The sequence below is a fragment of the Paraburkholderia steynii genome, assembly GCF_900100565.1.
Taxonomy (GTDB): Bacteria; Pseudomonadota; Gammaproteobacteria; order Burkholderiales; family Burkholderiaceae; genus Paraburkholderia; species Paraburkholderia terrae.
The window spans coordinates 35,200-56,910 of record NZ_FNDI01000024.1 but is presented as its reverse complement, the minus strand read 5'-3'; the positions used below and the strand labels follow the sequence as shown (position 1 = coordinate 56,910).

At 64.7% G+C, this 21,711-nt stretch carries 17 protein-coding genes; 10 read left to right on the top strand and 7 right to left on the bottom strand.

Annotated features, from left to right (window positions below):
* The first annotated feature begins 85 nt into the window (after positions 1–85).
* Genes modA through BLT65_RS33195 form a run of 3 tightly spaced genes read left to right on the top strand, consistent with a single transcriptional unit; the run spans position 86 to position 2,279 of the window.
* Positions 86–865 carry a molybdate ABC transporter substrate-binding protein gene (gene modA / locus BLT65_RS33205; RefSeq protein ID WP_091786196.1) on the top strand — a complete coding sequence of 260 codons (780 nt, stop codon included), beginning with the start codon at positions 86–88 and terminating at the stop codon, positions 863–865.
* A gap of 36 nt (positions 866–901) precedes the next feature.
* On the top strand, positions 902–1,576 hold the full coding sequence (gene modB, locus BLT65_RS33200; protein WP_091786194.1) for a molybdate ABC transporter permease subunit: 675 nt from the start codon (positions 902–904) through the stop codon (positions 1,574–1,576).
* A gap of 1 nt (position 1,577) precedes the next feature.
* A complete protein-coding gene (locus BLT65_RS33195; protein ID WP_079487724.1) occupies positions 1,578–2,279 on the top strand; it encodes an ATP-binding cassette domain-containing protein in 702 nt (233 codons plus the stop codon).
* An 18-nt stretch (positions 2,280–2,297) separates the two neighbouring features.
* Here the strand turns inward: BLT65_RS33195 and BLT65_RS33190 are convergent, their stop codons facing one another.
* Positions 2,298–3,134 carry a TOBE domain-containing protein gene (locus BLT65_RS33190; protein ID WP_042315609.1) on the bottom strand — a complete coding sequence of 279 codons (837 nt, stop codon included), beginning with the start codon at positions 3,132–3,134 and terminating at the stop codon, positions 2,298–2,300.
* A gap of 94 nt (positions 3,135–3,228) precedes the next feature.
* Entirely contained in the window at positions 3,229–3,612 is a 384-nt protein-coding gene (locus tag BLT65_RS33185) for a tautomerase family protein (protein ID WP_007745598.1), read from the bottom strand.
* A 98-nt stretch (positions 3,613–3,710) separates the two neighbouring features.
* Between BLT65_RS33185 and BLT65_RS33180 the strand changes: the two genes are divergently transcribed.
* Positions 3,711–4,562, top strand: a complete 852-nt coding sequence (locus tag BLT65_RS33180; protein ID WP_091786192.1) for a LysR family transcriptional regulator — start codon at positions 3,711–3,713, stop codon at positions 4,560–4,562.
* A 14-nt stretch (positions 4,563–4,576) separates the two neighbouring features.
* On the opposite strand, the gene BLT65_RS33175 is transcribed toward BLT65_RS33180, so the two are convergent.
* The gene (locus BLT65_RS33175) at positions 4,577–4,987 is read right to left on the bottom strand and encodes a hypothetical protein (protein WP_091786189.1); all 411 of its coding nucleotides are present in this window, start codon (positions 4,985–4,987) and stop codon (positions 4,577–4,579) included.
* Positions 4,988–5,091: 104 nt separating this feature from the next.
* Between BLT65_RS33175 and BLT65_RS33170 the strand changes: the two genes are divergently transcribed.
* Positions 5,092–5,529 (top strand): MbcA/ParS/Xre antitoxin family protein, encoded by a 438-nt coding sequence (locus BLT65_RS33170; RefSeq protein WP_007582627.1) that lies wholly within the window; start codon positions 5,092–5,094, stop codon positions 5,527–5,529.
* The gene (locus BLT65_RS33165; protein WP_091786187.1) at positions 5,526–6,227 is read left to right on the top strand and encodes an RES family NAD+ phosphorylase; all 702 of its coding nucleotides are present in this window, start codon (positions 5,526–5,528) and stop codon (positions 6,225–6,227) included. The genes BLT65_RS33170 and BLT65_RS33165 overlap by 4 nt, the downstream gene beginning before the upstream one ends.
* A gap of 31 nt (positions 6,228–6,258) precedes the next feature.
* On the opposite strand, the gene BLT65_RS33160 is transcribed toward BLT65_RS33165, so the two are convergent.
* From BLT65_RS33160 to BLT65_RS33145, 4 genes are all read right to left on the bottom strand, one after another.
* The gene (locus BLT65_RS33160) at positions 6,259–6,996 is read right to left on the bottom strand and encodes a metallophosphoesterase (protein ID WP_208545844.1); all 738 of its coding nucleotides are present in this window, start codon (positions 6,994–6,996) and stop codon (positions 6,259–6,261) included.
* A gap of 172 nt (positions 6,997–7,168) precedes the next feature.
* Positions 7,169–8,605 (bottom strand): cytochrome c, encoded by a 1,437-nt coding sequence (locus tag BLT65_RS33155; protein WP_091786182.1) that lies wholly within the window; start codon positions 8,603–8,605, stop codon positions 7,169–7,171.
* Positions 8,606–8,619: 14 nt separating this feature from the next.
* Positions 8,620–10,221, bottom strand: coding sequence for a GMC family oxidoreductase (locus BLT65_RS33150; protein ID WP_091786179.1), 1,602 nt, complete (start codon positions 10,219–10,221; stop codon positions 8,620–8,622).
* Positions 10,222–10,338: 117 nt separating this feature from the next.
* Positions 10,339–10,914, bottom strand: a complete 576-nt coding sequence (locus BLT65_RS33145) for a sugar dehydrogenase complex small subunit (protein WP_091786177.1) — start codon at positions 10,912–10,914, stop codon at positions 10,339–10,341.
* A gap of 374 nt (positions 10,915–11,288) precedes the next feature.
* Here BLT65_RS33145 and BLT65_RS33140 point away from each other — a divergent pair, with 374 nt between their 5' ends.
* The 4 genes from BLT65_RS33140 to glgB all read left to right on the top strand — a co-directional run bounded on the left by BLT65_RS33140 (position 11,289) and on the right by glgB (position 21,541).
* Complete coding sequence (locus tag BLT65_RS33140; protein ID WP_091786175.1) at positions 11,289–11,939, top strand: DUF1345 domain-containing protein; 651 nt, start codon at positions 11,289–11,291, stop codon at positions 11,937–11,939.
* Positions 11,940–12,424: 485 nt separating this feature from the next.
* A complete protein-coding gene (locus tag BLT65_RS33135; protein ID WP_091786172.1) occupies positions 12,425–15,868 on the top strand; it encodes a maltotransferase domain-containing protein in 3,444 nt (1,147 codons plus the stop codon).
* Positions 15,865–19,323, top strand: coding sequence for a maltose alpha-D-glucosyltransferase (gene treS / locus BLT65_RS33130; RefSeq protein ID WP_091786170.1), 3,459 nt, complete (start codon positions 15,865–15,867; stop codon positions 19,321–19,323). Before BLT65_RS33135 ends, treS begins: the two co-directional genes overlap by 4 nt.
* Positions 19,316–21,541, top strand: coding sequence for a 1,4-alpha-glucan branching protein GlgB (gene glgB, locus BLT65_RS33125; RefSeq protein ID WP_091786167.1), 2,226 nt, complete (start codon positions 19,316–19,318; stop codon positions 21,539–21,541). The genes treS and glgB overlap by 8 nt, the downstream gene beginning before the upstream one ends.
* Positions 21,542–21,711: the final 170 nt, after the last annotated feature.

Sequence of the window (21,711 nt, the reverse complement as noted above, 5' to 3'; positions counted from 1 at the left end):
TGTTCAATATGCCGACCGCTATAACCCTACATATATTACGATGGCGTTTTCAACCTGCTTCCGGTCGACCCGGCGCCACCTTCCCATGTCCTTCCCGTCGATGATCCGCTTCCTGAAACCTGCCCTGCTCGCCGCGAGCGCGATTTCGTTTGCCTTCGCCACGCAGGCGCGCGCCGACGAACTCGTCGTGTCCGCGGCCGCGAGCCTGACCAACGCGTTCAAGGCCGTCGGCGACGCGTACGAGAAGGAGCACCCCGGCACCAAGCTGCTGTTCAACTTCGGCGCGTCGGACGTGCTGATGCAGCAGATCGTGAAAGGCGCGCCCGCCGACGTGTTCGCCTCCGCCGACCAGAAAGCGATGGACAAGGCCGCCGAGCAAAAAGTAATCGTGCCGTCGACGCGCAAGGACTTCGCCGCGAACTCGCTCGTGCTGATCGTGCCGACGGACAGCAAGCTCGCGCCGTCGAACCTGAACGAGTTGACGTCGGCGAGCGTGAAGCGCGTTTCATACGGCGATCCGGCATCCGTGCCGGTGGGCCGCTACACGGAAGGCGCGCTGAAGGCGGCGGGCGTGTGGGACGCTGTCAGCGCGAAGGGCGTGCTGGCGTCGAACGTGCGCCAGAGCCTCGACTACGTGTCGCGTGGCGAAGTCGACGCCGGCTTCGTGTTCGGCACCGATGCCGCCGTGATGCCCGAGAAGGTCAAAGTCGCGCTGACCGTGCCGACCACCACGCCGATCACCTACCCGATCGCGCAGGTCGAAGGCAGCAAGCACGCCGCCGACGCGCAGTCGTTCATCACCTTCGTGCTGTCGCCGGCGGGCCAGGCCGTGCTCGCGAAGTACGGCTTCAAGCCGGCGCACTAAGCTGCGCCGCCACAGACGAAGCACGACGCCCAAATCATGGAACAGGCCTGGATTCCGCTGATGCTGTCGCTGAAGGTCGCGGGCTGGGCGACGGCGCTGAACATCGTGTTCGGCGTCGCAGCCGGCTTCGGCCTGGCGCGCTGGCACTCGGGCGCGCGTGACCTGATCGACTCGCTGCTGACGCTGCCGCTCGTCATGCCGCCGACGGTTCTCGGCTATTACCTGCTTGTGCTGCTCGGCCGGCGCGGCGTGTTCGGCGCATGGCTCGAGCGCTTCGATATCCAGCTGGTGTTCACGTGGCAAGGCGCAGTGATCGCGTCGATGGTGGTGGCGTTTCCGCTCGTGCTGAAGTCGGCGCGGGCCGCATTCGAATCCGTCGATCCGCAACTGGAACGCGCCGCGCGCACGCTCGGCATCAGCGAAATGGCGATCTTCTTTCGCGTGACACTGCCGCTCGCCTCGCGCGGCATTCTCGCGGGCGCCCTGCTCGCGTTCGCGCGCGCGCTCGGCGAGTTCGGCGCGACGCTGATGATCGCCGGCAATCTGCCGGGCCGCACGCAGACGCTGTCGGTTGCCGTCTACGCCGCCGTGCAGGCGGGCGACGACAGCACGGCCAATTTCCTCGTGCTCGTGACCTCGGTCACCTGCGTCGTGATTCTCGTGCTCGCGGGCCGGCTCGTACCGCAACACTCGCTGATGACGTCCCGCTGACATGCCGCTCACCGTCGATATCCGCAAAACGCTGCGCACGGCCGAACGCCAGTTCACGCTCGACGTGTCGTTCACCGCGAGCGCGCAGCGCATGGTGCTGTTCGGGCCGTCGGGTGCGGGCAAGAGCCTGACGCTGCAGGCAATCGCCGGGCTGCTGCGTCCCGACGAAGGCCAGATCGTGCTGCACGGCGACCCGCTCTTCGACAGCGCGCAAGGCATCGACCAGAAGCCGCAGGCGCGCCGTCTCGCGTATCTCTTTCAGGACTACGCGCTGTTCCCGCATCTGAACGTGCGACAGAACATCGGCTTCGGGATGCACACAGGCTGGCTGAATCCGGGACGGCGTTTTTCGCATCCGCAGATCGACTACTGGCTCGACGCGCTCGATCTGAAAACGGTGGCGGGTCATCATCCGGCGCAGCTTTCGGGCGGGCAGAAGCAGCGCGTGGCGCTGGCGCGGGCGCTCGTCGCGCAGCCGCGCCTGTTGTTGCTCGATGAGCCGTTTTCCGCACTCGATCACGCGCTGCGCGCGCGCATGCGGCAGGAGCTGTCCGATCTGCAGACGCGGCTCGACATTCCGATGCTATTGATCACGCACGATCCCGACGATGTCGCCGCATTCGGCGATCAGGTCGTGCAGGTGTACGACGGCAGCGTGCGCGAGAACGCGCCGTTCGCGGGCTATCCGCGCACGGTGTCCTAGCAGGCGGCGCCGCCGCGTTTAAGCCTGGGCCGTCACGCCCAGAATCACGCTCGACGCCTTGAACGCGGCCACGAGCGCCTGCCCTTCGGCGATGCTCAATTCCGCGACGCTCTCATTCGTGACGACGGACGTCACGACTGCTCCGCCTTCGAGCGTCAGCGACACTTCGGCATTCACGGCGCCACGCTGCACGGCCGACACCGTGCCGCGCAGGCGGTTGCGGGTCGACAGCCGGTCCGCCGTGCCGTCATCGGCAACCAGCAGCACTGACGACGCCTTGACGAGCGCCACCGCCTCGCCGCCGACGGCAAGTTCCAGCGTCTCCGTGCTTTCGTGCGTGACGACGGCGACGACCGACTGCCCGCCGGGCAATGCCAGCGAGACTTCGTCGTTGACCGTGCCGCGCTGGATCGCGCTGACCTTGCCGTACCACTGGTTGCGCGCGCTAGTCTTCATGCCGATACGGCCGATCAGTTGCCAGTCGTCGGAGAAGCCGGCGATAGCCGCGCCCGCGCGTTCGAGAAACAACCGGTGCTCGCGCTCGACGGCACGAAACGTGTCGATCAAGGTCAGCGCGCGCGGCGTGAGCGTCGTGCCGCCGCCGCCCTTGCCGCCCGTCGAGCGGATCACGAGTGTTTCACCCGCGAGGTTGTTCATCGCATCGACGGCATCCCACGCGGCCTTGTAGCTCATGCCGATGGCTTTGGCCGCGCCCGTGATCGAGCCCGTTTCGCCGATCGCCGCCAGCAGCGCAATGCGCTGCGTGCCGCCGAGCGACTGCTCGCCGGAGCGGAACCAGACGGAACCGCCAAATTGCAAAGCGTCGTGGGAAGCGTCGTTGTTATCGGATGTCATGGCTCGCGTGCGCGTCGGCGGAAGAACGGATAAAGGTGCAAACCATTATAGCGACGCACCTTGCGCCGACCGCACGCGAGCCTGGCGCGAACGCTCAGAGCGCGTACTGCGCGATCCCGTTGCCGAACGACCAGTTCTCCTTCAGCACTTCGACGAGATTGATGAACACGTCCTCGCGCCGCACGCCCGGATGCTCGGCGAGGTTGTCGGCGATGCGCTTGTAGAGCGCTTTTTTCTGCTCCTGCGTCCGGCTGTTGGTCACGGTGAGCTGGATCAGCACGAAATCGTCGCTGCGCGCGATGCCGAGATAGTTGCGGTCATAGACGAAGTTGCTCTCGTCGTGCTCGGTGATGACCATAAAGATGTCGTCCTCGGGGACGTTGAACTCGGCGATCAGCGCGCGCTGGATGCCTTGCGTGAGCGCCTGGCGATAAGCAGCGGGCTTGCCGGCGCGAACTGCGATGCGAGTGAAAGGCATGTCGAACTCCTATGAATGAACAGAAAGTGCATTCAGATTAGTTCGCGTCTATCATATTTAACAGATATGACTGGATATTTCATCTATTTTCATCTGAAATGAAAGTACTCGATCTCGATACTGTGCGCGCTTTCGTGCTGGTCGCGGATTTGCGTAGCTTCACCCGCGCCGCCGATGCCCTCGACACCACGCAATCCGCCGTCAGCCTCAAGCTGAAACGGCTCGAAGCGCATCTGGGCAAGCCTTTGCTGGAACGCACGCCGCGCGTCGTGCGACTGTCGGAGCATGGCCAGGCGTTTCTCGACGGCGCGCGCGACCTGCTGAGCGCGCACGACCGCGCGCTCGGCGCGTTATCCGCCGACAGACGGCGACTCGCGCTGGGCTTGAGCGAGCATGTGGCGGGCACCGACCTTGCGGCGCTGCTCACGCGCGTGAATGCCCATGATCCGGGGCTAGTGCTGGAACTGCACATGGGCTTGTCGTCGACGCTGTTGCAGCAGTTCGACGAACGGCGGCTCGATGCCGTGGTCGTGCGCTCGGAGCCCGACGACGTACCGCGCGAAGACGGCCAATTGCTCTTCACCGAGCCACTGTCGTGGCTCGCGACGCCCGAATGGCAGCCGCGCGCGGGCGAGCCGCTGCCGCTGGCGCTGCTCGCCCCGCCCTGCAACGTGCGCTCAATCTCGCTGCGCACGCTGGATGGTGCGGGTATCGCGTGGCGCGAGGCGTTTGTCGGCGGCGGCGTGCAGGCCGTCGGCGCAGCGGCTGCGGCTGGGCTCGCCGTGTCGCCACTGGCGAGGCGGGTCGCGCCGCGCGGACTGGTCGATTCAGGCGCGCGGCTTGGATTGCCGGCGTTGCCTGAATCACGCGTGACGTTGCATTCGCGCGTGCGCGACGCGCGTTCGATCGAGTCGTTGCGACTCGTGACGAACGGGTTGATCGCGCAGTGAGGCGTTGGCAGGAGCTAGTGAAGGATCGGCGGAAGTTCGCGCGGAGGTTGTGTGCTGCTGGTTTGCGGCGCGCTACTCTGCGCAACCTGGCGAGGCTTTGTCGCCGCTACGACTGGTTTTGCGTGCGCAGGCTTTTGCGATGAATCGCGCGTCGCGGGCGCGTGGGCCGTTTTGACGGGGGCGCTAGTCTTGTTCGTTTTCCCGGACGAGACGGAAGCCTTTGCAGCCACCTTCGCATGCGGCGTGGACTTGCCCTGATGCACGGCCTTCGCTGCACCCGAACCAGCGGAACTGGCCGCATGCTTCGAATGCCTGACGTGCTGGGCGGCCTCAGGCGGATTCCACACTTCCTTGTACTCGGCGCGCGCCGCCATCGACACGCACAGCAAACCAACCGATACCCACACCTTCGAACGCAGCGACACCGCAGTCTCCGTGCAAAAAACTGGAGGGCGGATTATACAGCCGCGCTTGCATTAATCCATATATAGACTAAGATGTTAAAAAAGTTCAACTCAGGACTCCGATCATGTCTTCCGCTGCCCATTACTCGAGCGCCGAACGACCGTTGCGACGACCGCCCGCCGAACCCTCCATGGCGGACATGTCCGCCGCCGGTCTGCGCGCGTTCTTCAACATCGCGCGCGACTGGGAATTGAGCGCCGAAGAGCAGATCATCCTGCTCGGCTCGCCGGGACGCTCCACCTTCTTCAAATGGAAGAACGCACCGCAAACGGCGCGCCTCGGCCGCGACACGCTGGAGCGGCTGTCTCTTCTGCTCGGTATCTACAAGGCGCTGCAAATCCTGCTGCCGCAGCCTGCCGCTGCCGATACATGGATCAAGCGCCCCAACAGCGCGCCGCCGTTCGGCGGCCGCCGCGCGCTGGACCGCATGTTGGCGGGCAACATCAGCGACCTCGTGGCCGTGCGCCAGTATCTCGACGCAATGCGAGGCGGCTGGGCGTGACTGAACTGCAATGGCAAGACCAATGGCGTGTGGCCTCGCTCGCCTGGACACCTGCGTTCCGCGTGATCCCCACGCGCTTTCCTGCCGTCAACCTGTTCGACCGCGTCGCGTCGCCCGAAGACTTCGAAGCGCTCTACGCGCTCGAAGCCATGACCAATGACCGCGTGCGGACCGAAGTCGGCGATCTCGATCTCGTGCCGCGCGAGGAACGGCGCTTCGGTCCCGGCTACGGGCCGATCATGGCCGCGCTCACGCATCTGAATCCGCAAGGCAGCCGTTTCTCGGACGGCTCGTACGGCGTGTTTTACTGCGCGCGCTCGCGCGAAACCGCGATCGCTGAAACGCGTTATCACTCGGGTCTCTTCCTCGCCGCCACGCAGGAGCCGCCGATGCGTCAGCAGATGCGCCTCTATACGGTGATGGCGCAGGGCGACGTGGTAGACCTGCGCGATGCCGAATCGGTCGATGCGTCGGTGCTGTCGCCGAACGACTACACGCCCGGCCAGGCGCTCGGCCGCGCGGCGCGCGAGGCGGGCGCGCCGGGGATCGTGTATCCGTCGGTGCGGGATGCGGGTGGCGAATGCCTCGCCGCGTTCAAGACGACGCTGCTGCGCGACTGCCATCACGCGGCGTATCTGGAATACAACTGGAACGGCAGCGCCGTCGATATCGTCTTCGAACTGCACCAGGTGGGGTAGAGGCAGCAGCGCCGGAAGCGTTATAGAGCGCTCAAGGCAACGCCAGCGCCGAAGCACCGACCGAGCGCGCCCGTTCGACCGTCACCGACCAGCGCTTCGTCGTGCGTGCCTCGACGAGAGTCAGCTTGCCGCCGGGACCGAATGCGCCCGTATCGATGAACATCTGCGCGCCAATCTGCTGCACTTCGCGCACGGGCGTATGGCCGCAATACGTGAGCGATAACCCAAGCTGACGCATCGGATCGCCCGCGCCCATGGCGAGGCTGCGGCCCCACAGCAGTTGCTGGCGGACTTCTTCGGAGAGGGTGTCGGCGTCCAGTTCGGCGTCCGAGCCGAGAAATTCCGCATGCAGCACGTTGAAGCGCTCGCTGCCCGAGCCGATCACGCGTACGAGCGGCAGCGTGCGCAGACGCCGTGCATAGACGCGCAGTCTTTCAACAGGCACCTGCACGCTCCACAGCCCGCCGATCCCATACCACCACTGCTTCTTCAGCTTGCCTTCAGCAACGGCGCAGAGCGCGTCCTCGTGATTGCCGAGCACGGCATAAAACCAGGGCTTGTCGAGCAGCGCCAACGCCTCTTCTGACTGCGAGCCGCGATCAACCAAGTCGCCGACCGAGAACAGCCGGTCGCGTGACGGATCGAAATCGACCTCGCGCAACAGGAAGCGCAGCGCGTCGACGCAGCCGTGCAGATCACCGACGACGAAATCGCGCCCGGTCCGGTTGACGGGATGATGTTGGACGACGGTGACAAGTGTGGAATCCATAACACCATGATAGTGCGGGCGCGCAAGCCGTGTATGCGCGGCATCTCGCGTTCGCGCGCCTTTCGTGAGCAGGATTCGTGCGAATCGCATCCGCGCTTGCCAGCTTCGCGCATTCGCAGCGCGCCAAAACACCGGCTCCCGTCGCCACGCTCACAGGACGATCACTGTGCCGTCACTGCGGCACGGCGCGTAGCCTGCCGACCTCCTCCGCGCTCAGCGTCGATCGAGGATTGCCGAACTGCTTCGTCACGTAGTTCGTGACGGCGGCGATCTGCGCGTCGGTCAGTTCGCGGTCGAACGCGGGCATCAGCACGTCGGCGTCTTTCGTCGTACGGTGGATGCCGTGCAGAATCACCATCGCCAGATTGTTCGCGTCGCTCGCGCCCGCGACGCTGTTATGGATCAGTGACGGATACGCGCCCGGCGCGCTAGCGCCTACGCCCTCGCCCGTCCAGTGGTGGCAGCTCGCGCAGTTCGCGAGGAATAGCTGCGCGCCGTGTACACCCTCGATCCGCGCGCCGCGCAACGCGACGACGTCGCTCGCGGGCGAGCCCCATTCGGCACGCGCACGTGCCTCGCCCCGGTCAATGGGCTTGAGCGCGCGCAGATAGATGGCGATCGAACGCAGGTCTTCGCGATTCAGATACTGCGTGCTGTCGGAGACCACGTCGGCCATCGGTCCCGCCGCGCTCGCGCGGCCCTGCGCAATGCCTGTCGACAGATAGCTGGCGATCTCCTGATCCGACCAGCCGCCGATCCCGCTCGTCTTGTGCGGCGTGATGTTGTACGCGTGCCAGCCGGCCTGGATCGCGCCCGACAGACGTTCGCCCGTTTTCAGGCCCTGCGTGAAATTGCGTGGCGTATGGCATTCCTCGCAATGCGCGAGCCCTTCGACCAGATACGCGCCGCGATTCCATTCGGCGCTCCGCTTCGGGTCGGGCACGAAGCGCCCTTCGTCGAAGTTGAGCAGGTTCCAGAAGACCATCAGCCAGCGCTGGTTGAACGGAAAGCGCAGATCGTTCGACGGCGGCGTGTAGCGCACGGGCACCACTGTGTTCAGATACGCGCGGATCGCCTGCACGTCCTGATCGGTGACGCGCGTGTATTCGACATACGGAAACGCTGGGTAGAGCTGCTGGCCGTCCTTGCCGATGCCTTCGTGCATCGCGCGCATGAAGTCAGCGTCCGTCCAGCGGCCGATGCCCGTGTCCGGATCGGGTGTGATGTTTGGCGTATAGAGCGTGCCGAACGGCGTGCTGATCGCGCGGCCGCCCGCGAACGGACGCCCTTTGTCCGACGTATGGCAGGCGATGCAATCGCCCGCGCGCGCCAGGTACTCGCCGCGCTTGACGAGATCGGGTCCCAGACCTGACGCGCCGCCTGCGGGCGCGCTGGCCTGCGCGACGGCTTCGCCGAGCGGCGACTCGTCGGTGTGGCGCAGCTCGGTGTCGTAGGCTTCGAGCCACGCGAGATACAGCGCGAACAGCGAGAACGCCGCCGCGAGCGCCGCCATCCTCCATACGCGGCGGCGCGCCTTGAGCGCCGCGCGCCGGCTCGCGGAGAAAACCGTCGCATCGAGGTTGCCGCCGTGTCCGTCTGATCGTTTCATAGGCAACATGACCCTCAGATTTCGCGCTTGAGCTTGTCGGCAAGCTTCAGCGACAGCGCCGCGATCGTCAGCGTGCAGTTCACCGACGCCGCGCCCGGCATCACGCCGCTACTCGCAATGAACAGATTCGGGTGATCGTGCGTGCGGCAGTCGGCGTCGACGACGGAACTGGCGGCGTCGTTACCCATGATGGTCGTGCCCATGATGTGATTGTTCGGCGCGAAGGTATCGTCGAACGAAACCTCGGTGCCGCCGAACAGCCCGGCGATCTGCGCATAGAGTTCATGCGTGTGCGCGGCGCTTTTCTTCACGTAATCGTTGATCGAGTAGTAGATCTCGGGCTGCGCGATGCCGAGCGCGTCCTTGTGATCGGCGGAAGGGAGGATGCGGTTCTGCGGCTCGGGCAGATGCTCGTGAAAGCTGTTGATGGTCACCATGCGCGCGGCGCGGTCGCGAATCTGCCGGTCCAGTTCTGCGCCCGTCATTCCGCCTTTGAGCAGCGCCGATGTAATCGCCATGGTCGGCACACCGTTCGACACGTGCAGCTTCTTCGCCGCGTACTCCGAGCGGAACGCGCCGTCGCGGAAGTTCACCACCGACGTCATCTCCATCGGCCCGCGCCCCGGCCACAACGATTCGTTCGCGAGAAACGTGACGCCCGTGCCGGGATGATCCATCAGGTTACGTCCGACCTGATCGGAGCTATTGCCGATGCCGTGCGGGAATGCGTCGGACGTCGACATCAGCATCAGCTTGGGCGTCTCGATGCCGTTTGCTGCGAGCACGAACAGCTTGCCTGTCACGCGCGTGCTGTTGCCGTTCGGGTCCTTGTAGTGGACGGCCGTGATGAGCCCTTTGTTGTCCGCTTCGACGCGGTAGACGACGGCCTGCGCGATCAGCTTCGCGCCCGCGCGCTCCGCCTTGTCGGCATGCACGATGCCGTTGTACATCGCGCCGATCGGACAGATCGGCATGCAATTGTTGTTGCCGCAGCAGGTGGGGCGCGCGTCGTACGGACGGCTGTTGCGCGCGACGGGCTCGGGCACGACCTTGAAGCCGTTCGCGTTGAGCACGACGGAGAAACGCTGGTCCATGTACGACAGCGGCAGCGCGGTCATCGGATATGGCTTCGAGCGCGGCGAGCCGAGATCGACGGATGTATCGGGGCCGGACACGCCCAGTTGCACTTCGGCCGCGTAGTACCACGGTTCGAGCGTCTCATACGGATAAGGCCAGTCGCGGCCCACGCCGTACAGCTTCTTCAGTTGAAAGTCCGACGGCAGCAGACGCCATGTCGCAGCCGCCCAATGCCAGGTGGTGCCGCCGACGAGCCGCACATACTGCGAGTCATACGGATAGTCGCCCTTCTGGATCAGATAGTGGTTGGCGGGCGAGTACTGCGGATGCGGCGCGTAAGGCGTCGACGGATACGGCGTCGCGAAGTCCGATTTCGCAGGCGAATTGCGAAAGTTCTCGACGATCTGCCCGCGCTGCAGACGCGGCCCGGCTTCGAGCAGGATCACCGAGGCGCCCGCGAGCGCCATCTGATGCGCGACGAGACTGCCCGCGACGCCCGAGCCGACTACGACGACGTCGGCGGAATTTGCGTTTGCCATGCTTGCCTCTTCGGTGCCCTCTTATTTGTCTGCTGGCTTTTGCTGCTTGTTTGTTCTTTCGCAAACTCCACGCGCGAACCCAGTAAGAAGCGCACGCGCGATGCCACGCGCAGCGTCTTACGCATTCGCCGGCTTGTGTGTCCAGTAAAAGGGCACGTCGCGACAGTACGACGGGATCGTCAGGATGTCTTTGACGGGTTCGAACATCAGCGCGCGTTCGAACGCGATGACCTGCACGTTCGGCATCTCGCCGACGAGGCCGAGATACCACGCGCGCGTGATCGCGCTGACGGTCTTCGCGAGCTGCGGCTGGTCGGCCTGCAAGGCCTGCGTGACGACGTCCGAAGGCACGCCGCCATGCGTCTGCAGCCAGGCGTTGAGCGCGGCGACGTTCTGCGTGAACTGGCCGTCCGCTCTGGACAATGCGTCATACGCGCGTTTGCCGTGCAGCGGGTCGAAGCTGGTGTGTCCTGTGAGCTTGCTGGAGAGCGCAATGAAGGCGTCGAAACCGCCGCCTGCGGGCGGCGGCGTGTCGGCGAAGGCGGGCGAAATGCCTACGATGCCGGGCGCTGCGCCCGATGTGCCATAGCGCGCCGCCGACGCAAACGCGAGGCCGGCAGCCGAAGCGAACGCGCCGAGCAGCCATGCACGGCGGCGCGGCGAGCGCGCAGCGTGTCGATCAACATCTGTCATGGGGGCTCCAGATGATGTGTGTATTCGCCTGGCGCGCGCCGCGTCCGGCTGTTGGCCGAACCATGCTCGCACGCCGGGCGTCCGCCCCAAAACTGGTCTTGCGCCGCTGTCTCGCGGTCTCTGATGTCCGGGCGCGGCAGGAAATCCCTGCCGCCCTTGCATGCTCGCCGTTCGCTGCGCGCGAGAACGAAGCAACGGGTGAAAGCCGCATGCAAGGCCACTGAGCAAAACTGTGGGAAAACTATAACGTCCCGGCACCCGTTTCGACAAATCATCCAGCATGCCCCGATAGAATCGCCGCAACCTTCATCACGACTTTCGAACATGCATCGAGACATACCCGTGTCACATCACGCTGCCAGGAGCGCGCGCCCATGACTGTCTATCCGCAGGTATTGCGCAACCGGCCGCGCATGGTCACGGGCTTCGTGCTCGGCGTGGTGGTCGGCGTGCTGCTCGCCAGCGCGCACATGCGCCCGATGATCCGCGTCCTCGTCTCGTGGGATGTCGCCGTGTGGACCTATCTCGCGCTGATGTGGCTGGAGATGGCACGCGCCGATCACGATCGCGTGCGCGACATTGCGCGGCGCGAAGACGAGAACGCGGGCGTCGTGCTCGCCATCGTCTGCCTCGCGACGGTCGCGAGCGTTGCCGCCATCGTGCTTGAGCTGGCGTCGTCGAAGGGCAGCACGGGTGTGTCGCACTACATCGTGACGGGCGTCACGCTGATCGGCGCGTGGTTCCTGATACCGACCATCTTCACGCTGCACTACGCGCGCCTGTACTTCGCAACCGACATGCAGGAAACCGCGCTGAAGTTTCCCGACCACAAGCTCGATCCGAACTATTGGGACTTCCTGTATTTCTCGTTCACGATCGCCGTCGCCTCGCAGACATCGGACGTCGTGCTGCGCTCACGCGAGATACGCCGCGCGGCGCTCGCGCAGTCGGTGCTGTCGTTCTATTTCAACCTGGCCGTGCTTGGGCTGTGCATCAACATGGCGGCGGGTTTGCTCGGGTCATAGCGAGCCGCGCCGGCAAAACCAGGCGCGCTCGAAGTCCTTTCTCAGCCGCGCGCCCCCGGCTATGGCAACATGGCATGTAACGGCCGCCGGACGACTCGCCCTAATTACACGTCTTCCCTTGGTTTCGCGGCGTCATTCGTATGAACGACGCCGCGCCCGCATCTTTTTCTTCGTGCCGTACCAGGCTGCACCAGCCGTCCTTGCACGCATCTCGCCGTTTCAGTCCTGACCTTGCTGTATCGCTTTCTGGCATACCGCTTGCTCCTTCACCGCCTGTTGATTGAACCCGGACAGACGACATGCAGCGCCGTCGCAGACTCTTTGAACTGACGCGCCGCCTGTCGATCAATGAATGCACTACATTGAGCAGTACGCGCCGTCGCAGGACGCATCGCGCGGCATCCGGCTCTGAAGCCTAATAGGCGGTCGTGATCGCACCCATGTGCATCCACGCCGCACAGCAGGACGAAATCTGGAAACGACCGATGGAAGCTCCTCACGCCTATGCGCCGCGGATTTACTTCGTTCATTCTCCCCTTGTCGGACGGCTGGATGCGTGGCCCGCACTGTTCGCGCATGCCGCCGCGCTCGGTTTCGATCATGTGCTGATCGGCGGGCTGTTCCAGCCGGGACAGGCCGGCCACGCGCAGATCGTCAGCGACCATGCGCGGCTGCATCCCGCGCTCGCTAGCACCGAGAGCGCGCACGAAGTGCTGCAGCGTCTCGCCGAGACGGCGAGCCAGCATGGCCTGACGCTGCTCGTCGATCTCGTGATCGACCGCGCCGCAGCCGACGGCAACCTGTTCCGCGAGCATCGCGACTGGTTTCATCCGTTCGAGCCGGAAGAGGCGCGGCTCGATCCGCGCCACGCGCGTCACGAAGACAACGTCGCGTATGCGAACTTCAACGACGAGCACGCGGCCGCGCCGCTGCTCGACTGGTGGGCGCAGACGCTCGACGCGCTCGCGGATGCGGACATCGGCGGATTCCGTTTCGATTCGCCGCACCGCGTGCCCGCCTTCGCTTGGCGGCGGCTGCTCGGTGCCGTGCGCGCGTCGCGCCATCCGACCTCACGCTTTCTCGCGGCGACGCCCGGCCTCGTGCGCTCGGACGTCGCCGCGCTCGAAGGCGTGGGCTTCGACGCGGTGTTCTCGTCGTCGCGCTGGTGGGACTTCCGCGCGCCGTGGATGCTCGACGAGCATGCGCTGCTGACGCGTATCGCTTCGCCCGTCGCCTTTCCCGAAGCGCCGTACGGCACGCGGCTCGCAGCGGACCTCGAACATGTGCATGATTCCGCGATCGTCGAGCGCGCGTATCGCCGCGCGTTGCTGACGGCCGTTTCGACGGGCACCGGCTGGATGATGCCGATGGGCTTCGAATACGGCATCGCCGAACCGATTTCCCATACGCTCGGCGACGCCGCCCACTACGCGAGCCTGCGCGGCGCGGCGCGCTTCGATCTCTCGGAGCGCGTGCGGCACGCGAATGCGATCGCACGCGACACCTGGTCGCTGCAAACCAATGGCGAACTGCGTTCGCTGTCCGGTCCGGAAACCCATGCCGCCATCCTGTTGCGCGGCGATCAGCGCGATTTGCGCGACGCGGGCGAAGCCGTGATGGTCGCGATCAACCCGGAGCTGGGCACGCCCGTACGCGTCGATCCCGCGCGTTTTCTCGACGGCGTGCCGGGCGACTTCACGCGCTTCGTGCCACTCGGCACCGATTCGCGCGGCGCGCCGCAACCGCTCGCCGCCTTCACGCTGGCGCCGGGTGCGTGCCGCCTGTTCCGCGCGGTCGCTGAGAAGCCGATCGTGCTCGCGCCGCCCATCGACAAAAAGAGCACCAAGACGTCGGGACACAAGAGCGTGCTCGATGCGATCGCGGGCTCGCGTGTCGCGATCGAAAGCGTGTCGCCCGCCGTCGATCACGGACGCTTCCCTGCCAAGCGCATCGTCGGCGAACGCGTGCATATCACGGCAGCCGTGTTCGCCGAAGGTCACGACAAGATCGCCGCCGCCGTGATCTGGCGCGCCGCCGATGAAACCGCCTGGCACGAAGCGCCGATGACGCCCGCTCAGCCCGCTGGCAACGACATCTGGGAAGCGCGCATTCCGCTCGAACGCATCGGGCGTCACGAGTACACGGTGATTGCGTGGCGCGACGATTTCGCGTCGCTCGTCGATCACATGCAGAAGAAGCTGAAGGCGGATCAGTCGGTCGAACTCGAAGTCGAAGAGGCGAAGCATCTGTTTGCGCTCGCGTTGGCCGAAACGGAAACTACCGACGGCTCGCAGCCGCAGCAACTAGAAGCGATCGTCAAGGAATTCATGAAGGCGGACACGGGTGAACGCCTCGCGATCGTGCTGGCGCCCACGACGGCGGAAGCGTTCGCCGCCGCGCGCCACCGGCCTGGGCTGTCGCGCGACCACGTCGTGTACCGCATCGACGCCGAACGCGCGGGCGCGCGCTTTGGCAGCTGGTACGAGATCTTCCCGCGCTCGATGAGCGACGACGAGCATCGGCACGGCAACTTCGACGACGTAATCGGCAAACTGCCGCGCATCCGCGACATGGGCTTCGACGTGCTGTACTTCCCGCCCATTCACCCCATCGGCATCGCCAACCGCAAGGGCCGCAACAACACGCTGACGCCGGGCCCGGACGACGTGGGCAGCCCGTATGCGATCGGCGGCGAAGCGGGCGGCCACGATGCCGTGCATCCGCAGCTCGGCACGCTCGACGACTTCAAGCGCATGCTCGCCGCCGCGCACGATCACGGCCTGGAAATCGCGCTCGACTTCGCGATTCAATGCTCACCCGATCACCCGTGGCTAAAACAGCACCCCACATGGTTCGCGTGGCGTCCCGACGGCACGCTGCGTTACGCCGAAAACCCGCCGAAGAAGTATCAGGACATCGTGAATCCTGACTTCTACGCGCACGACGCGAAGCCCGATTTATGGCTTTCGCTGCGCGACGTGATCCTGTTCTGGATCGATGCGGGCGTGCGCATCTTCCGCGTCGACAATCCGCACACGAAACCTTTCCCGTTCTGGGAATGGATGATCAACGACGTGCGCGTGCGGCATCCCGACGTGATCTTCCTCGCGGAAGCGTTCACGCGTCCGCGCGTGATGGCGCGGCTCGCGAAGCTGGGCTTCTCGCAGTCGTACACGTACTTCACATGGCGCGAATCGAAGCGCGATTTCACCGAGTATCTGACGCAACTGACGCAAACCGATCTGCGCGAATTCTTCCGGCCGAACTTCTTTGTCAACACGCCGGACATCAACCCGCGTCACCTGCAGTCGCAAGGACGTCCCGGCTTCTTGATTCGCGCCGCGCTCGCGACGATGCTGTCGGGACTGTGGGGCGTGTATAGCGGCTTCGAACTGTGCGAAGCCGCCGCGCTGCCGAACAGCGAAGAGTATCTGGATTCGGAGAAGTATCAGATCCGCGCATGGGACTGGAACCGGCCCGGCAACATCGTGCGCGAGATCACGGAGCTGAACCGCATTCGCCGCACGAACCCGGCGCTGCACTCGCATCTGAATCTCACGTTCCTGCCCGCGCACAACGAGAGCATCCTGTTCTTCGAAAAGGCCACGCCGGCGCGCGACAACGTGATCATCGTCGCGATCAATCTCGATCCGTACAACGAGCAGGGCGCGGATATCGAGTTGTCGTGGAGCACGTTCAACGGCTGGGGCCTGCACGATCAAGGCGCCATCGACGTGATCGATCAGATGACGGGCGAACGGTTTCAATGGCATGGCAGATGGCAACACGTGCGGCTCGATCCCGGCACGCGGCCGTTCGCGATCTGGCGCATCGCGCCCGCGACCGGCCTGCCGCGAGACGCTGTTCCCGATGAAAGCGACACGCATCGGGCCGCCCCCGACACGACATTCAATGAAGGTGCAATATGAAACGTGACGATTCCGCCGAAAGCACGTCGCAGCATTTCACCGACACGACAGCCGAGGCCGCTCCCGAGAAGCCGCGCCCGTCGCGCCGCGCCAAGGTGTCGACGCTCGCAGACGATCCGCTCTGGTACAAGGACGCGATCATCTATCAGGTACACATCAAGTCGTTCTTCGATGCGAACAACGACGGTGTCGGCGATTTCCCCGGCCTGATCGCGAAGCTCGACTACATCGCGGAGCTCGGCGTCAGCGCGATCTGGCTATTGCCGTTCTATCCGTCGCCGCGCCGCGATGACGGATATGACATCGCCGATTACAAGAGCGTACACCCGGACTACGGCACGATCGGCGACGTCAAGCGCTTCATTCAGGAAGCGCACGCGCGCGGCTTGCACGTGATCACCGAGCTTGTCATCAACCACACGTCGGACCAGCACCCGTGGTTCCAGCGCGCGCGCCGCGCGAAGCCCGGCTCGAACCATCGCAACTACTACGTGTGGTCCGACACGGACAAGAAGTACGAGAAGACACGCATCATCTTCATTGATACTGAACCGTCGAACTGGACGCATGACCCCGTTGCGGGCCAGTACTACTGGCACCGCTTTTACGCGCACCAGCCCGACCTGAACTTCGACAATCCCGCTGTGCTGCGCGAAGTGCTGCAGGTGATGCGCTTCTGGCTCGACCTGGGCATCGACGGTTTGCGGCTGGATGCCGTGCCGTATCTCGTCGAGCGCGAAGGCACGAACAACGAGAACCTGCCCGAAACGCACGCGGTCCTGAAGAAGATTCGTGCAACCATCGACGCCGAATATCCGAACCGGATGCTGCTCGCCGAAGCGAACCAGTGGCCGGAAGACGTGCAGGAATACTTCGGCAACGAAGACGAATGCCATATGGCGTTCCACTTCCCGCTGATGCCGCGCATCTATATGTCGATTGCGAGCGAGGACCGCTTCCCGATCACCGACATCATGAAGCAGACGCCGGATCTCCCCGAGACGAACCAATGGGCGATCTTCCTGCGCAATCACGATGAACTCACGCTCGAAATGGTCACGGACTCCGAGCGCGACTACTTGTGGAACACGTATGCGAGCGATCGGCGCGCGCGTTTGAACCTCGGCATCCGCCGACGCCTCGCGCCGCTGATGGAACGCGACCGCCGCCGCATCGAGCTGATCAATTCGCTGCTGCTGTCGATGCCGGGCACGCCCGTCATCTACTACGGCGACGAACTCGGCATGGGCGACAACATTCACCTCGGCGACCGCGACGGCGTGCGCACGCCGATGCAATGGTCGTCCGACAGAAACGGCGGCTTCTCGCGCGCCGATCCCGAACAACTGGTGCTGCCGCCCGTGATGGGCTCGCTGTATGGCTTCGACGCCGTCAACGTCGAAGCGCAAAGCCGCGATCCGCACTCGCTGCTCAACTGGACGCGGCGCATGCTCGCGACGCGCCGCTCGAAGCACACGTTCGGGCGCGGCACGATCCGCTTTCTGAAGCCGAGCAACCGCAAGATTCTCGCGTATCTGCGCGAACTGCCCGGCCAGCCGCCCATTCTGTGCGTCGCGAACCTGTCGCGCGCGCCACAGGCGGTCGAACTCGATCTGTCCGAATTCAACGGTGCAGTGCCCATCGAAATGACGGCGGATTCGGTGTTCCCCGCGATCGGGCAGCTGACGTATCTGCTGACGTTCCCGCCGTACGGCTTCCTGTGGTTCCTTCTTTGCGAAGGCGGCGGCCGTCCGACATGGAGCCAGGCGCCGTCCGAACCCCTGCCCGACTTCGTGACCATCGTGATCCGCGAAGGTCAGGCGGGCCCGACGCCAGAAAACGTGCGGCTGCTCGAATCGGAAGTGCTGCCGTCGTGGCTGGGACGCCGCAGATGGTATGCGTCGAAGGATCAGAAGCTGCATGCCGTGCGCCTCGCCGCGCTGACGACGATCCCCGAAGCGGGCTTCGCGTTCACGGAGATCGAAGCGGATGTCGGCAATCACACCGAGCGTTACGTGCTGCCGCTCGCGATCACGTGGGGCGCCGACACGACCACGCCGCTCTTCATGCAACTGGCGTTGGCGCGCGTGCGGCGCGGACGCAACGTCGGCCATCTGACGGATGCGTTCGCATTGCCGCAGTTCGCGTACGGCACGCTGCGCAAGCTGCGCGAGCGCGCCGGCGTGCCGACCGTGCAAAAGAGCACGATCCATTTCATTCCAACTGACCGTTTCGACGAACTCGATCTGGGCGAACAGCCGGAAATCCGCTGGCTCGCCGCCGAGCAGAGCAACAGCTCGCTCGTGATCGCCGACAAGGTCGTGCTGAAGCTCGTGCGGCGCCTGTTGAAGGGCATGCATCCCGAAGCGGAAATGAGCCGCTATCTGACGCAGCTCGGCTACGCGAACACCGCGCCGTTGTATGGCGAAGTGGTGCGCGTCGATCCGGAGAACGTGCCGCATACGCTGTGTATCCTGCAAGGCTTCGTCGACAACCAGGGCGACGCGTGGAACTGGGCACTCGACACACTGCGCCGTTCGATCGACGAACTCGCGCTCGCCGTCGATGGCGCCAACAACGAGAACCAGGCGAACCAGGACCGCGTACACGAGGAAGAGGCGACGGAAGGCTACGCGTCGTACATGGGCATCATCGGCAAGCGGCTCGGCGAGCTGCACGTCGCGCTCGCGACGCCATCGGACAACCCGGCATTCGATCCCGAACTCGCTGACAGCAAGCAGGTGCAGGCATGGATCGACGGCACGCAGAAACTGCTTGCCTCCGCGCTCGAACTGCTCGAGAAGAACGTCGATCAGCTCGGCGAAGACGCTGCCCTGCTCGGCCACAGCGTGCTCGATCGCAAGGACAAGCTGGTCGAAGCGGTGTCGAAGCTGGTGAAGCCCGATGCGCATGCGCTGCGCACGCGCATTCACGGCGACTTCCATCTCGGCCAGGTGCTCGTGGCGCAAGGCGACGCCTTCCTGATCGACTTCGAAGGCGAGCCGGCGCGCGAACTCGAAGAGCGCCGCGCGAAGTCCAGCCCGCTGCGCGACGTCGCGGGGCTGTTGCGTTCGCTGTCGTATGCGAGCGCCGCCGCGCAATCGACGATGGAAGCCGCGCCGCAAATGACGGCCGACCGCAAGCGCGCGCTGTTCGAGCGCTTCCGCGCCGCCGCTGCCGAAGCGTTCCTCACCGAGTACCGCGCGGCAACGCAAGCCGCGTCGCAGCCGCTCGTCGCGCCGGAGCACGAACAGGCGTTGCTCGATCTGTTCCTGATCGAGAAGGCCGCCTATGAAATCCGTTACGAGGCAGCCAACCGGCCGGCATGGCTCGGCTTGCCAGTGCGCGGCCTCGCCGCGCTGACGAGCCGCCTGCTCGGCGACACGGGCGCAGCGCCGCATTCGCCGGCGGCTGCCTCGACGCCTCCCGCAGCATCAGAGGGCGATTATGAGTGAGCACTACAACGTTCAACTAGAGGCGGCCGGTCTGCATCGCGTGGATCTGGATGCGCTCGTCGATGCGCGCCATCACGATCCGTTCTCGCAACTCGGCATGCACGAGACCAGCGCCGGCCCCGTCGTGCGCGTGATGCTGCCGAACGCGGCGCGCGTGTCGGTGATCGCGCGCGATGACGGCAGGCTGCTCGGCGAACTGGAGCAACTGCATCCGGGCGGCCTGTTCGCGGGTCCCGTCAGCGAAGCCGTGGCGTATCGCTTGCGGATCGACTGGCATGGGTCGGTTCAGGAAATCGAAGACACGTATTCGTTCGGCCCGGTGCTCGGCGACGAGCCGTTGCAGCGCGTCGCGTGGGGTGACCCGTACGCGGTGCTCGAATGCCTGGGCTCGCGGCCGCATACATTCGACGGCGTGCCGGGCGTGCGCTTTGCCGTGTGGGCGCCGAATGCGCGGCGCGTGTCGGTGGTGGGCGACTTCAATTCATGGGACGGCCGCCGACATCCGATGCGGCTGCGCCATCAGGCCGGCGTGTGGGAACTGTTCGTGCCGCGCATCGGCGCTGGCACGCGCTACAAGTACGAGATGCTGACGCGCGACGGTCATCCGTTGCCGCTCAAGGCCGACCCTTGCGCGATGCAGACCGAGAGGCCACCCGCGACGGGGTCCGTGGTCGCGCACGTCGACGATGTCGAGCGTTTTCCGTGGACGGACGGCGACTGGATGCAGACACGCGCGTCGAAGCAGACCGCGCAATCGGCGATCTCGATCTACGAAGTGCATGCGGAATCGTGGCTGCGCGTCGCGGAGGAAGGGCATCGCGGGTTGAACTGGTCCGAGCTGGCGGACCGCCTTATTCCTTATGCGAAGGAAATGGGCTTCACGCATATCGAGTTCATGCCGATTGCCGAGCATCCGTTCGGTGGATCGTGGGGTTATCAGCCGTTGGCGCAGTTCGCGCCGTCGGCGCGCTTCGGCACGCCGGAGCAGTTCGCGGGCTTCATGAACCGCGCGCACGAGGCGGGGCTCGGCGTGATCCTCGACTGGGTGCCTGCGCACTTCCCGAACGATGCACACGGGCTGATCGAGTTCGACGGCACGCCTTTGTATGAGCATGCGGACCCGCGCGAAGGCTATCACCAGGACTGGAACACGATGATCTACAACCTCGGCCGCAACGAGGTGAGCGCGTTCCTGATCGCATCGGCGCTGGCGTGGCTAAAGCGCTATCACGTCGATGGCTTGCGGGTGGATGCCGTCGCGTCGATGCTGTACCGCGACTATTCGCGCGCGGCGGGCGAGTGGGTGCCGAACGTGCATGGCGGACGCGAGAATCTCGAATCGATTGCGTTTTTGAAGCGGCTCAATCATGAAGTGCAGCATATGCCGGACGTGCATGGCGCGATCACGATCGCGGAGGAATCGACGGCGTGGCCCGGTGTGACGGCGCGCATCGAGGATGGCGGGCTCGGCTTCCAGTTCAAGTGGAACATGGGGTGGATGCACGATACGTTGCACTACGTTGAAGAAGACCCGATCAACCGTCGATGGCATCACCACAACATGACGTTCGCGATGGTGTATGCGTATTCCGAGAAGTTCGTGTTGCCGCTTTCGCACGACGAGGTCGTGCATGGCAAGGGATCGCTGCTGGGCAAGATGCCGGGCGACCGCTGGCAGAAGTTTGCGAATCTGCGCGCGTACTTTGCGTTTATGTGGGCCCATCCGGGCAAGAAGCTGATGTTCATGGGTGGCGAGTTTGGGCAGATGGCCGAGTTCGATCACGATGGGTCGCCGCATTGGCATCTTCTCGATGATGAGTTGCATCACGGCGTGCAGCGGCTTGTGCGGGATTTGAACCGGCTTTATCGCGAGGAACCGGCGTTGCATCGGCTCGATACTGAGCCGGGTGGGTTTGAGTGGATCATTGGTGACGATAGTGCGAATTCGGTTTTTGCCTGGCGGCGCATGGATGGTGCTGGGCGTGAGCTGATTACGGTTTGCAACTTTACGCCGGTGCCCCGGCATGGGTATCGGATTGGGATGCCCCGGGCGGGGCGGTGGGTTGAGATCGTTAATTCTGATGCTGGGGTTTATGGTGGGTCTAATGTTGGGAACGGTGGTGTCATCTATACAGATGAGGTTGCGGCGCATGGGCGGCCGCAGTCGGCCTCTTTAGTGCTGCCGCCGCTGGGGACTGTTGTGCTGCGGGCTGATTAGGGGTTGGGTTTGGTTTTTTGTTTTCTCTGCGAGGCTGGGGCGTTTTTGCGGTTGCGGGTTTGGTGTTTTGGACTCTGCGGTGGCATCCGCGATGCGTTAGCGTGCTTCAGGCGTCGCCCCTGTGCGGGGCGGCACCTACTTTTCTTTGCCGCCGCAAAGAAAAGTAGGCA